Annotated in this window: 12 protein-coding genes; 7 read left to right on the top strand and 5 right to left on the bottom strand. The window is 48.1% G+C overall.

What is annotated here, in order from left to right; all coding sequences use genetic code 11:
* Positions 1 to 9: 9 nt before the first annotated feature.
* From KNO94_RS08455 to KNO94_RS08440, 4 genes are all read right to left on the bottom strand, one after another.
* On the bottom strand, positions 10 to 1,512 hold the full coding sequence (locus KNO94_RS08455; RefSeq protein WP_214778849.1) for an alpha-amylase family glycosyl hydrolase: 1,503 nt from the start codon (positions 1,510 to 1,512) through the stop codon (positions 10 to 12).
* 23 nt (positions 1,513 to 1,535) lie between these two features.
* Positions 1,536 to 2,369 carry a sugar ABC transporter permease gene (locus KNO94_RS08450; RefSeq protein ID WP_214739424.1) on the bottom strand — a complete coding sequence of 278 codons (834 nt, stop codon included), beginning with the start codon at positions 2,367 to 2,369 and terminating at the stop codon, positions 1,536 to 1,538.
* Between the two features lies 1 nt (position 2,370).
* On the bottom strand, positions 2,371 to 3,723 hold the full coding sequence (locus tag KNO94_RS08445) for a sugar ABC transporter permease (protein ID WP_214778847.1): 1,353 nt from the start codon (positions 3,721 to 3,723) through the stop codon (positions 2,371 to 2,373).
* 105 nt (positions 3,724 to 3,828) lie between these two features.
* Entirely contained in the window at positions 3,829 to 5,094 is a 1,266-nt protein-coding gene (locus tag KNO94_RS08440; protein ID WP_214778845.1) for an extracellular solute-binding protein, read from the bottom strand.
* Between the two features lie 370 nt (positions 5,095 to 5,464).
* Between KNO94_RS08440 and KNO94_RS08435 the strand changes: the two genes are divergently transcribed.
* Together KNO94_RS08435 and KNO94_RS08430 are read left to right on the top strand one after the other, a co-directional pair.
* Complete coding sequence (locus tag KNO94_RS08435; RefSeq protein ID WP_214778843.1) at positions 5,465 to 7,249, top strand: glycoside hydrolase family 13 protein; 1,785 nt, start codon at positions 5,465 to 5,467, stop codon at positions 7,247 to 7,249.
* Between the two features lie 159 nt (positions 7,250 to 7,408).
* The gene (locus tag KNO94_RS08430; RefSeq protein ID WP_214778841.1) at positions 7,409 to 8,767 is read left to right on the top strand and encodes an MATE family efflux transporter; all 1,359 of its coding nucleotides are present in this window, start codon (positions 7,409 to 7,411) and stop codon (positions 8,765 to 8,767) included.
* A 22-nt stretch (positions 8,768 to 8,789) separates the two neighbouring features.
* Here KNO94_RS08430 and KNO94_RS08425 read toward each other — a convergent pair whose 3' ends face one another.
* Positions 8,790 to 9,524, bottom strand: coding sequence for an enoyl-CoA hydratase/isomerase family protein (locus tag KNO94_RS08425; protein WP_214778838.1), 735 nt, complete (start codon positions 9,522 to 9,524; stop codon positions 8,790 to 8,792).
* Between the two features lie 151 nt (positions 9,525 to 9,675).
* On the opposite strand from KNO94_RS08425, the gene ybaK reads away from it, so the two are divergent.
* The 5 genes from ybaK to KNO94_RS08400 all read left to right on the top strand — a co-directional run bounded on the left by ybaK (position 9,676) and on the right by KNO94_RS08400 (position 13,424).
* A complete protein-coding gene (gene ybaK / locus KNO94_RS08420; RefSeq protein ID WP_214778837.1) occupies positions 9,676 to 10,140 on the top strand; it encodes a Cys-tRNA(Pro) deacylase in 465 nt (154 codons plus the stop codon).
* 19 nt (positions 10,141 to 10,159) lie between these two features.
* Entirely contained in the window at positions 10,160 to 10,858 is a 699-nt protein-coding gene (gene pssA, locus KNO94_RS08415; protein WP_031421233.1) for a CDP-diacylglycerol--serine O-phosphatidyltransferase, read from the top strand.
* 88 nt (positions 10,859 to 10,946) lie between these two features.
* Positions 10,947 to 11,696, top strand: coding sequence for a carotenoid biosynthesis protein (locus KNO94_RS08410; protein WP_214778835.1), 750 nt, complete (start codon positions 10,947 to 10,949; stop codon positions 11,694 to 11,696).
* On the top strand, positions 11,662 to 12,360 hold the full coding sequence (locus KNO94_RS08405) for a lysophospholipid acyltransferase family protein (RefSeq protein WP_214778833.1): 699 nt from the start codon (positions 11,662 to 11,664) through the stop codon (positions 12,358 to 12,360). The genes KNO94_RS08410 and KNO94_RS08405 overlap by 35 nt, the downstream gene beginning before the upstream one ends.
* A complete protein-coding gene (locus KNO94_RS08400) occupies positions 12,357 to 13,424 on the top strand; it encodes a glycosyltransferase family 2 protein (protein ID WP_214778831.1) in 1,068 nt (355 codons plus the stop codon). Before KNO94_RS08405 ends, KNO94_RS08400 begins: the two co-directional genes overlap by 4 nt.
* Position 13,425 lies beyond the last annotated feature (1 nt).

The following is a 13,425-nucleotide window of genomic DNA, read 5'->3' as shown; positions in this document are numbered from 1 at the left end:
GTTTCATTTTTATTTGCGTCGCTTCCACATGACCAAACCCGTTAAGAAAATCGGAATCGTAATGACGAGTAGTCCCATCATCCACGGATTGACCGATGATTCCTCCACGATGTAAGCGTTCGCACTTTCGCCGGATAGTTCAATTGTAAACGTTCCGCGCTGATCTGTGACCAGTTGCGAGAATAAAAGGCCGCGAAGTCTCTTGTCTTCCCCGATTTCACTGACATCAATTTCGATTTCTCGATCCTCACCATTCATGTTGATGGCATATAAGGCGACGTCATCGCCGTCTTTTCGTTCAAAGACAGCCATTCCATCTTCTGAAGCAATCATTCGCTGTTCACCTGTCGCAAAGACCGGATACTCTTCTCGCATGCGATTCATCGTCGCGACGTATTCATGTAGATCTTCATTTCCCGGGAATTCTGTCATGACACGGTTCGCCGGGTCGGCTCCACCGTTTTGAGCATTCTCTGTCCCTTGGAAGACGATCGGCATTCCAGGTGATGCATAAAGCGCAAAGAGTCCAAGGCGCAGTCGGCGTTCTGCAGATTCGACTCCGTTTGCCTCTGCTTGGTAAGTGAAACGCTCCACATCGTGATTATCGAGGAACGTCGCCATTTGATTCGGGTCTTTGAAAAATGTTTCGGCATAACTAGCAGCAACATCGATTTCGTCGACGTTTGCTTGCTGTTGCGTCATCGTTTTCGATACGCGGTCATAGAATGTAAAGTTCGTGATGCTGTTGAACCCGAGGTCATCATACTGCGCGACATATTTCGGGTCCGGGTCAAACACTTCAGCGAGTAGGTAAAAGTCCGGGTCGACTGAGCGGACACCTTCGACGAAGTCTTTCCAGAACGCTTGATCGACGTGACGAACCGTATCAAGGCGGTATCCATCAATTTCCGTCTCTTTAATCCAATACTTCGCCGCGTCAATCAAATACGATTTGACTTCCGGATCCTCTGTTTTGAAGTCAGGCAAGTCAAACAACCAATGTGTCTCAACTTGCTCTTGGTCTTTCCAGAATACGATCGGTAACTGTTCATGGAACCAGTCCGGTTTTTCTTCCACCCAAGGATGATTCGGTCCGACATGGTTGACGACGAAGTCGAGAATGACTTTCATGTCTCGTTTGTGCGCTTCATCGACGAGCTCCTGTAAATCTTCTTTCGTCCCGAATTGTGGGTCGATGTTATAAAAATCTTTAATCCAATACCCGTGATAGCCGTCCGGCATATTTTCAAAAACAGGCGTCAACCAAATCGATGTGAAGCCGAGTGATTCGATATAGTCAAGCTTTTCGATGACCCCACGAATATCTCCACCATGAAAGGCTTTTGGATCATCTTTGTCCACCTGTTCGTTATTGTCCGGATTTCCGTCAACAAACCGGTCGACCATAATAAAATACATGCGTTCTTGTTCCCAAGTAGCGGCTTCCTTTGCCCCGACGACAGTCGGAAACAAAAGAAGCGACAGGAGCACGAGCACGACGCCTCGCCTCATATCGCTTCCTCCTTTTACGAGTATTATCCTTTCGTACCACCCGCTGTGAGGCCAGAAACGAAGTAGCGTTGGAACATGAAGAACAAGATGACGATTGGAAGGGCTGAAAGGACAGCGCCTGCCGCGAATAACGTAAAGTTGTTATCGAACTGTTTCGAGATCATGTTGTAAAGACCAACTGCCAATGTTTGTTTCTCTGGTGAACGAAGGACGAGCGATGCCAAAATGAAGTCGTTGAATGGTCCCATGAAGTTAAAGAGAGCAATCGTTGCGACAATCGGCTTCGCAAGTGGCAATATAATTTGCCAAAAGATTCGGAGGTGACCAGCACCATCCATACGGGCTGCTTCGTCAAGTTCTTTTGGAATCGTGTCGAAGTACCCTTTCGCCAAGTACGTGTTCATCGGAATCGCACCACCTGCATAGAGCAAGATGAGCGCTGTATGTGTGTCAAGAAGGTTAAGCATATTGAGCAATACATAAATCGCGATGATCGCAACGAACTGTGGCACCATCTGAAGGACGAGGAACAAGACGAGCGAGTTCTTCCGTCCTACGAAACGGTAGCGTGAGAAGACGTATCCAGTAATCGTGACCAAGATGACAGAGAGTGCCATCGTAATGAAAGCGATTTTCAACGTGTTCACATACCATAAACTATAATCTGAAATCGTTAGGTCAAACAAGTTTTTATAGTGAACAAATGTCGGATTCGATGGAATGATGGTTGACGTAATCGTACGCCCTGGGTTGAACGACGTTCCGACGACCCAAAGCATCGGATAGAGAATGATGATCGACGCAAGCGTCAAGATGACATACGAGATCGCCAAATTGATTCGTTTTTGTTTTTTCATATCAGATCATATCCTCGTCTTTGAAAGATTTTGTCCGACGGAACTGGATCACGGCAAGTGTCATGATGAAGAATGACAAGATAAGTGTGATCGCAGCCGCAAGTCCGTATTGCGGGTTGGCACCGAGGGACAATTTGTAAATCCAAGAAATCAAGATGTCGGTACCGCCGGCCGTTTGTCCAGGTACAGCAGGGCCACCGCCATTAAAGAGATAGATGATGTTGAAGTTGTTGAAGTTGAACGTGAACTGCGTAATCAAGATTGGCGCAGTTGCGAACAAGAGCATTGGCAACGTGATCAAACGGAACTTATCAAAGATGGTTGCTCCATCAATCGTTGCCGCTTCATACAAGTCACCAGGAATCGACTGCAAGACACCTGTCATAAGTGTCATGATGAACGGGAAGCCGAGCCACCATTGAATGAGCACGAGCGCCGTACGTGTCGCTGTCGGGTCGGTCATCCAGTTTACTGGATCTAGACCGAGTGCCGGCAAGATCGTCGTATTGAACACCCCGAACGATTCGTTGAACATCGAACGGAAGATCAAGATCGTGATGAATGCCGGTACTGCCCATGAAAGGATCAAGATTGAACGGAACAAACGGCGGAAACGAAGTCCTTCTTGGTTCAAGAGTACCGCAAGGAAGATCCCGATTGCGATGACACCTGTTGTTGAAGCGACCGTCCAAACGAGTGTCCATCCGAGTACCCCGACGAACGTGTCACGGAAGATATCGATTTCAAAAATACGCGTAAAGTTCTCGAATCCGACCCATTCGACGAGTTTCGCTGGTGGTGCGTTGTTATAGCGATAGTTCGTGAAGGCGATCAAGAACGTAAAGATCAATGGAAGAATAACTGTAAACACTAACAAAATGAGTGATGGGATTAACATTAAGTATGGGAATCCATTATCACGCAAGTTGCGCAGTTGCATTTGGAACGATGGAAGGTTTAGATGCTGATCACGAGCGCGACCGACACGATAGGCGTCACGAATGTTCCAAACATAGAACGCAATTCCGAAGAATAGTAAAATTAACGCGACAATCCCCTCGACCATCAAAAAGATGGAGTGGTCGTTACGAGGTCCTGGCACTTCACCAAGCGTGATCAATCCCCAAAGTCCTCCACGGTCACCTGGTCCGGCGCCCGCCCCTTTGAAAAATAGATCATAGTTTACGGCAAAATAAGATACGATGACGATAAAGAACGCTACCGCTTTCGCGTATTGTTTGTTGTATACCTGTCCGAGTCCCGGAATGATGGAAAGTAGTCCCGCGTTCCGAGCATGGTTTGTTGGCTTGTCCGGACGTTGGTCCGGTGTTTTAGGGTTCGCAATTGCAGCCATCCTCAGTTTCTCCTTTCGATTTGAGCAAATCAATCAAGCAAACGTTTGCTCAATGCTAGAAAATGATGGGGAACGCCGTATGGCGTACCCCGTCATTTCAATTCCTTATTGGTTGTTCGCTTGGATTTGTTGCTCGATGACTTTCACTGCATCGTCTGCAGATTTCTGTGCATCTTGTTTACCAGTCGCTACAAGTTGAAGTGCTTGTGCCATTGGCTCCCAAACTTGTCCCATTTCAGGAATGTTCGGCATTGGGATTGCGTTTGTTGCTTGGTCAAATACCGCTTTCGCAACTTCGTTCGACGTGATTGTCTCGTTCGATTCGAGTGCTGCTACTGGTGGGATCTCGTTGTATGCTTCAAACATTGCCAATGAGTTTTCTTCATTTGTTAACTCTTGAAGGAACTTCTCAGCCCACTCTTGGTTCTCTGTGTAAGCTGAAAGGGCATATGTTTTCACACCCATGAACGTCTTGATTGGCTCACCGTTCGGAAGTGTAGGCATTGGAGCCGCACCAAGATTTACGCCAGCATCTGTGTATCCAGCAACTGCCCATGGTCCGTTCATGACTGAATGAGCTTTCTTCTCAGTGAAGAGTTGGTCCATCGCTTGGCCACCAGACTCACCGATCAATCCTTTAGGGAATAGACCTTCTTGGTACCATTTACCGATGTATTCGAATCCTTCGACTGCACCTTCGTTGTTCAAACCAATGTCCATTGGATCGAGTGCGCCACCGTCTTCTTTGAACACGTATCCGCCGAATCCAGCGACAACACCGTGTGCAAAGTAGAAGTTATCCCAAAGTGCGAGGAATCCGTATTGTCCGTCAGCTTTCACATCGTTTGACAACTTATAAAGGTCGTCCATTGATTTTGGAGCTTCAGACATCAAATCTTTGTTATACATAAGAACTGGTGTTTCAACTGATTTCGGGTATCCGTAAGCTTGACCGTCAAACATAACTGCTGATTTCGCAGCATCCGTGAACGGGTCGAGCACGCTCTCATCAGCAAGCGGTGCCAAGTGACCTTGGTCAGCGATTGTACCGATTTGGTCGTGTGGTACAAGAACGATGTCTGGACCTTTACCAGCTGGGCCATCAAGGGCAAGCTTGTCTTTTTGATCCGTCATCTGTACTTCGACGACTTCCACTTTTACGCCGTTCTCTTCTTCGAACTTCTTCGCAACTTCTTTCGTTGTCTCAGACTTTTCGATATCTTCCCAGATGACGATTTTTTCAGGCTTGTTATCATTCGAAGCCGCGTTATCTGTTGAAGATTCGTTGTCCGTTCCGCCACCACATGCAGCGAGTGCACCGAAAGCGAATACTGCTGTTGAAAGTCCTGCTACCATTTTTTTCATCTTCATGATGAAAAACCTCCCCAAGGAAATAGTATGGTCAGATTTGCGCAATCGCACGACCATGTCAATTGAAAAACTCCGCTACGAAATTGACACGGTAGTGAAAACGTTTGCATCCTCACCTCAATTATTATTATACAGTTGTGAAAGCGTTTTACAAGTCTTTTTTTACACTTTTTTTACGTCTGTTGACCCATTTATGTAATTTTTAAATTTGTTGTTTAAATTCATCGTATTTTAAGCGTTTCAGCAATTGACAAAATGTAAACGCTTTATTACCCTTTGCTTGAGCAAACGTTTTCACAACATCTGTTCTCTTTGATTCTCGATGTTGTAAAATGATGTCATCCCCTATAGAGAAAGGAATGTTTTCCTTATGATGAAAGAAGCGATTTATCACCGTGCGATGTCCCCGTTCGTCTACAAATATGACCGAGAGACGATTCATATTCGTTTCCATACGAAACGTGGCGATATCGAATCCGTTGATTTGATTTGGAACGACCCTTACGACTGGCACGCAGAAGATCCAACGATGTGGAACTTTGACCCAGACAAACCGAGCTATTGGCGTACATATGAAACCCCGATGGAGAAAATCGGGTTCGACGATGCCTATGACTATTGGTTCATCGCCATCAAGCCACCGTTCCGACGCCTTCGTTACGGATTCCGTTTGAACGATGGCCAAGAGACGGCCGTCTATACGGAAAAAGGATGGTTCGAAGAAAAACCGCTTGATGACACAGGCTACTACTTCTGTGTACCGTTCATCAATCCGATCGATATCTTCCATGCCCCACACTGGGTGAAGGATACGGTATGGTATCAAATCTTCCCAGACCGTTTCGCCAATGGCGATGCATCACTCAACCCAGAAGAGACGTTGCCATGGAACTCGACAGAGCCGACGACGACGAACTTCTTCGGTGGCGACTTCCAAGGGGTGATCGACCATATCGATCATTTAGTCGAACTCGGGATCACTGGCATCTACTTCTGTCCAATCTTTAAAGCGACGACGAACCATAAGTACGACACGCTCGACTATATGGAAATCGATCCACAGTTCGGGACGAAAGAGAAATTTAAAGAGATGGTCGACTTGTTACATGAGAATGGAATCAAAATCATGCTCGATGCCGTCTTCAACCACGTCGGATATCATCACCCATGGTTCCAAGACGTCGTCGAGAACGGACCAGCTTCTGAGTATCGCGATTGGTTCTATCTACGCGAGTTCCCGATTGCGACAGAACCGAAGCCAAATTATGATACATTTGCCTTTGAAAAAAATATGCCGAAGATCAACACCGAGCATCCTGAGTTAAAAGCTTACTTATTAGATGTCGCCCGTTACTGGGTCGAAGAGTTCGGCATCGACGGATGGCGTCTAGACGTTGCCAACGAAGTCGACCATGCGTTTTGGCGTGACTTCCGCAAGGCCGTCAAAAATGCGAACCCGGAAGCCTATATCCTCGGGGAGATTTGGCACGATGCGCAACCTTGGTTACAAGGTGATCAGTTCGATGCCGTCATGAACTACCCGTTCACGAATGCGAGCTTGAACTATTTCGCCCTCGACCGGACAACTGCTTCTGAGTTCCGTAACGAACTGACGCGAGTCGAGATGATGAACACGATGAACGTCAACGAAGTCACCTTCAACTTGATCGATTCGCACGACACTCCTCGTGCGTTGACGCGGGCGAAAGGTCATAAAGGCAAGTTCGAACTCTTGATGACGTCGATGCTAACGTATACGGGTAGCCCGTGTATTTACTACGGGGACGAAATCGGACTTGAAGGCGAACAAGACCCGGGTTGCCGTCGCTGTATGCCATGGGATGAAGCCGAAGAAGACCGCAACCTCTTCCGCTACATTCAAAAGCTCATCCAGCTTCGTAAGGACCACCCTGTACTCGCCAATGCCGGCTCGTATCGCTTCAACCTAGTCGACGATGCGAACAATGCCGTCATCATCGAGCGGTGTACGAAAGATGAAACGTATCTCGTCTACTTTAACAACTCGGACTCTGCTTCGAAACTGAATCCGCTCGGTTATACAGGAGCAGCCACGGACCTCTTGCATGACCGTGACCTCGACTCACTCGAAATTGAACTCGCACCATTCAGTGCTGCTATTCTGAAATTGAAATAAATTCGAAAATCACCTGATCTCTTCGGGTGATTTTTTTGTTGAAAATAATTTAGCAAACCCCTTTCTTTTTCATTTCATAAGGAGTAAGATGACCTTTGACATTTTTATAAGATTAATAGTTAACAGAAAGAATTATAGAGAAAAGGGAGAATACACTACATGCAGACGAAACAAACGGAACAGCTCACCCTGTTCAAACTGTCGTGGCCGATTTTCATCGAACTCGCCCTCCACATGGGAACCGGAATCATCGCCACATTGATGCTCGCTCACTACTCAGACGCCGCCGCTTCGGCCGTCGGGGTTGCCAACCAAATCTTAAACGTGTTCTTGATCGTCTTCAGTGTGACGTCTGTCGGGGCGACCATCTTGATCGGTCAAGCCATCGGGGCACAGCGCATGAAGAAGAGTCGTGACTTCGCCCGCTCCGCCGTCAGTTTGAACATGTGGCTCGGTGCGATCATGGTCGTCGTCATCTTCTTGTTCGGTGAGACGTTCTTACGCCTGTTCGGACTATCGGACGAACTGTTCGCGCACGGACTGTTGTTCCTACAAATCGTCGGCTTGTCGTTATTCACCGAAGCGCTCATCATGGCGCTCAGTTCGATTCTCCGAAGTCATGGGATGACGAAGCACGCCATGCTCGCGACGCTTCTTATCGATATCATCACCGCCGTCGGAGCCATCTTTGCCGTGACCGGCTGGTTCGGACTTCCGGTCACTGGCGTTGCCGGTGTCGCTTGGGCCATCGTGATTGCACGATTCGCCGCCATGATTCTCTTGTTCTGGCTCGTCAAACAGAAGCTCATGATCCGTTTCCCGTTAAAAGAAGTGATTCGTCCGAAGAAAGATGACATCCAGTCACTCCTTCAAATCGGCGTTCCATCTGCCGGAGAGAACTTGTCGTATCAGGCATCCCAAATCATCATCACCGGATTCATCGCGACGATGGGGGAAGCCTCTCTCGCCGCTCGCGTATACGTCATGAACTTGTCGATGCTCGCCTTCTTGTTCACCGTCGCTGTCGCGCAAGGGACACAGCTCTTGATTGCGCGAGATATCGGAGGCAAACGTTTCAAAGAGGCGTACCATCGCGCCGTCAAGACATTGAAAATTGCCATGTTCGCCTCGTTCATCGCCTCTCTTGGTTTAGCGGTGTTCAGCGAGTCGCTACTCGGACTCTTCACGTCAAACCCTGACATCATCGCGGTCGGTGTGCCGATCTTATGGGCAACGCTCATTTTAGAGCCGGGTCGCGCCATGAACATCGTCCTGATGGGATCGTTGAAGTCCGTTGGGGACGTCCGCTTCCCGGTCATGATCGGAATCGCCTCGATGTGGGGTGTCGCCGTGGCGTTCAGCTACTTGTTCGGTCTTCAAATGGGACTCGGCATCCTTGGGATTTGGCTCGCCTTCTCTCTCGATGAATGGTTCCGCGGATTCTTCGCGTTCCGCCGTTGGAAGTACGGAACGTGGCAACAAAAAGGCTTCCAGTTCGAAGCCAAATCAACCACGTAAAAAAGCGGCCGCGGCCGCTTTTTTATTTCATCAAGAATGCCTGCATCGCCTGACGGTGCACGTCCGTGTCCCCACACTTCCTTTGCCACTCGATTTCTTCATTCAATCCTTCTTCAAATGAAGTGGCTCGCATGAGCGCCTTCATCCCTTGAACAGCGACCGCTGATTTCGCAGCAAGCGACTCCGCATATGAAGTCAATCGCTCCGTATATCTCGCATCTTCCACGAGCTCGGTGACGAGCCCGAATGTCCGTGCGGCTTCCGAGTCAATCGTACTGCCACTCCAGAGCCAATCTAACGCGAGATCGTCTCGCATGAGTCGACGCAAGTGATACGGACCGCCCGCATCCGCCACCAACCCGATTTTAATGAACGCCGAACTGAACTTCGTCGATTCAGCGACGATTCGAACATCTGCCGCGAGTGCCAAACTGAGTCCTGCTCCTGCGACAACGCCATGAATCCCTGCAATCAGCGGTTTGCGGCATGAGAAAAGCGCACGTACGAGTGGATGATACACATCTTCTAAATATTCCCCATAGTCTGCATCGCTCTCAATCGTCAAATCTTGTCCCGATGAGAACGCCCGCCCCTCGCCGACGAGGACGATGACGCGAACCGCGTCGTCCTGTTCAAATTCATCGATTGCCGTTTTCATCTCACGAAGCAACGTCTCATTCAAGGCGTTCAGCTTTTCAGGTCGGTTTAGTTTTAACCAACCTACCCCATTGTGTGTCGTCAATTGAATCGTTTCCACTTTTATTCCCCCTCCAAAAATGAATCACTGTTCATTTCTTCGTCATTCCGTCAAATTCCTTCCTTTACTGAAAAGTTTTTTGAAGTTCAATTGCCGGGAAGTTGGTTGATTTGCTATTCTAAAAGAAGTCGGTCACGAAAGGATGAGTCAGATGCAACTGACAAACGCCGCTCGGCAGTTGAAACAGAAGAAAATCCCGTTCACCTACCATACGTACGAAGTGGATGAAACCGATGTCTCGGCCAAGCATGTGGCAATGACATTGAATAAGCCGCTCGAGGATCTGTATAAAACGATTTGTCTCATGAATGAGAAAAAGCAATACGCCTTCTTTCTCATCTCTGGAGAGCGTGACATTGATTTAAAAGCAGCCGCAAAAGCTTGGGGGGCGAAGAAAGCATCGCCTGTTCCCATGAAAGAACTTGAGACATTGACCGGTTACATTCGAGGCGGCGTCTCTCCGATTGGAGCGAAGAAACCGTTCCCTGTGTATTTACACGAGGTAGCTCAGGAGAGAGAGACGATTATCATCTCTGCCGGAAAGCGTGGCTATCAAATCGAATTAACACCTAAAGATTTATTGCAATTTACAAACGGTCACTGGTTCAGCCAATGACCTCACTGGGGGCAAAATTATGTGGAAAGAACGCATCCGTTCGTGGGTTCCAAACTCCTTTACGTTCGGAAATTTATTTTGTGGTGTCGTCGCGATCGTCTACGCCGCACGTGGTGACTTCTCTAACGCCACACTGTTAATTATCATCGCAATGATGCTCGATAGTTTGGATGGACGACTCGCCCGTATGCTCGGCGTCGCTGGCGATTTTGGAAAAGAATTGGACTCACTCGCTGATATCGTCACATTCGGTGTCGCCCCGGCGATGCTCGCTTATTATACGTTCTTTATTGATTACGGCAATTATGGATTGTTTTTCGCGGCACTCTTCCCGTTATTCGGTGCCTATCGCTTGGCGCGCTTCAATTTATCTGCGACGAACGTTGCAGCAAGTTATTTTTCTGGTGTCCCGATCACGGCCGCAGGTGGTCTCCTCGCTGTCATCACGACGTTCGGTGATCGCGTTAGCGAACTGTTGACGCCCATCTTCTTCACAGGGCTCGCCCTGTTGATGGTCAGCCGCGTCCGTATCCCGAGCTTTAAAGATGTTCCACTGCCACGTCACTCATTCATCATTACAATCAGTCTTGTCTACGTGACCTATATGATGTTCGCCCGTTGGAAAGAATGGCCGACGTTTTGGTTCATCGCTGTTCCGTTTTATGTTTTATTCATCGCCTTCTCGTTCGTGAAAAGACGGAAGAGGATGGCTAATTGAGAGTCTCGTTCGACGAGGCTCTTTTTTGTGCATGCATTTGTTAGACGAAGACTCAGATGAGCTTTAAAATGAGAGAAGAGGTGATGGAATGAAAGTGTATCCGTTTATTTGGAAGTGGTTTCTCGTTTGGTATTTCATTGGGTTGATTTTAGTTGGGTTCGATTTACTTCCGCCTTGGCTCGAGTGGGCAAACCCCGTCTTTTTATGGCTAGCCGGGGCGATTGGTGGAACGATTCTTTATCAAGGAATCCGGCAAGGTGCTCGGATTGTTCCGTTTATTTTCTTCGGTTCAATCGCAGTCGAAACACTCGGTGTGAAAACGGGATTCCCGTTCAGCGAGTACATCTACGCTGAGGCGTTCGGTCCGACAGTGTTTGGAGTCCCTGTCACAATCGGTGCGGCATGGCTTGCCGTGATCGGATCTAGTTTCGCCGTGGCCCGTCTCTTCACGTTCCGCCAACATATAGTATGGCTTGTCCCGATTCTCGCCGTATGGCTCGATATGGCGATCGATCCTGTGGCGGCAAATGTGAAAGGCTACTGGGAATGGGCAAATGATGGGCTATATTATGACATTCCGACACAAAACTTTATCGGTTGGTTCGGGTTATCCCTCATTTTCTCCTGGCTGTTACAGCGTCACGAACGAACAGTCGACTCCTTGTTCATTCGGCACGGCGTCTATTTGTTCGTTATGCTACATGTGCTCTTCGGCGTCACCGCTGTCAATGCCGGTCTCTATGGAATCGGTTTGCTCAGCATTCTCACATCGGGAGTGATTCTACTTGAAAGGAGAGGTCGCGATGATCGAGTCACACAAAAAGAAGTGGTTCAATAATGTATTTTCAACGTTCGTACGGGAACGTCAGATTCGTCCAACGTTCCATAACATCTATATTCGAGCGGACGATGTCCCGACTCCCGGACTATTTTTAAGTACACATAGTGCATGGTGGGACGGCCTCATCATGTATATGATCAATGAACACTTTTTACGACATGACATTCATGTGTTGATGGATGAGGATGGACTAAATCGCTTCCCGTTCTTTCGGCATCTCGGTGCCTTTTCGGTTAAAAAAGGTAGTCTCTCAGACGTACGTGCCTCACTTGCCTATGCGAATAAATTGCTCACGTCCGGGAAATCCGTATGGATGTTCCCTCAAGGACAAGAGATGCCTCAGGAACTGCGCCCCGTCGAGATTGAATCGGGTGCGACATTGTTACTGAACGACCACCCCGTGCAGTTATGTGCCATGTACTATTCGTTCGAGAGCCATGCGGAGCCACTCGTATATGTACGTTTCCGGAAAATTATCGTAACGGCCACGACACGACGAGCTCAAAAACAAGAGATTGCGCAAGCACTTGAAGAACTCTATGACGATGTGCGACAAGACGTCATTATACGGTCTGACGCCTATATTCCTCTCTTTCGACCACGTCGCAATCTGGCTGAATGGACGGAGACGTTGCTTCGACTCGGGAGGGGACGCTCATGATTTTATGGATGTTCACCCTCCTCATGTTCATTTTCACCATCGTCAATCTATTGTTTTTAAGACCGCTTGCCGCTCCAGTACGGTCAAAAGAAACGGCTGTCTGTATTCCGATGCGCAATGAGTCACGACACGTCGACCGATTGATTTCAAATTTGAAGCAGGCGATACCGGAAGGGACTCATGTCTACATCTATGAGGATCGTTCCGAAGACGATACATACGAAAAATTGAATCGAGCCATCGCGGACGACGCTCGTTTTACAATCATTCAAGGAGTCCCGTTGCCAAGTGACTGGGCAGGAAAAGTTCACGCTTGTCATCAGTTGGCGATACGCACCACGGAACCGTATCTCTTGTTTTTAGATGCGGATGTCACGATTGATTCAAGTTTTATCGCACGCATGCATGCGACACTCGTCCGTGAGCAGGCTGTCTTTTTATCTGGGTTCCCCCAATTTCCGACGTCCACATTTCTCGGGAAATTATTGATTCCCATGCAACACGTTCTCATCGCCCAACATCTCCCATTGTTTTGGCGTAAAGTGAAACACCCTGCATTTGCGGCGGCGAACGGGATGAACGTTCTCGTCGAGCGAAGCAGTTATGAGGAAGTCGGTGGACATGCCGCCATTCGAACGTCATTGATTGATGATATCGATTTATGCCGAACATTCAAACGTCATCAAAAAATCACCTCACTCGTCCAAGTCTCTCCATACATCTCTTGCGATATGTATGAGACGAACGAAGAAGTATGGACCGGGTTTTCAAAAAACGTATTCAAGGGAATGAATGAATCAGTAGGACTCGCTTTGTACTTTATGACGTATTACGGCATCCAGTTGACCGCCATGCTTGCTTGGATTTTTTCACCGAGTTGGCAGACCATCAGTGCGGCACTCTTCGTGCTGTTTGCACGTCTTGCCGTCGATTTCAAATCAAACGGCACCGGTACATGGTACCATCCGCTCAGTTTAATCGCTTACTTGACCTTACTCGGGAACGCCGTCATACGTAAATGGAGACGGTTGCCGATCACGTGGAAAGGTCGTCACTATTCCTAAG

This window comes from Exiguobacterium sp. s22, assembly GCF_018617455.1.
Taxonomy (GTDB): Bacteria; Bacillota; Bacilli; order Exiguobacteriales; family Exiguobacteriaceae; genus Exiguobacterium.
Note: the sequence above shows the minus strand (reverse complement) of the source record. Positions and strands in the feature narration are given on the sequence as shown.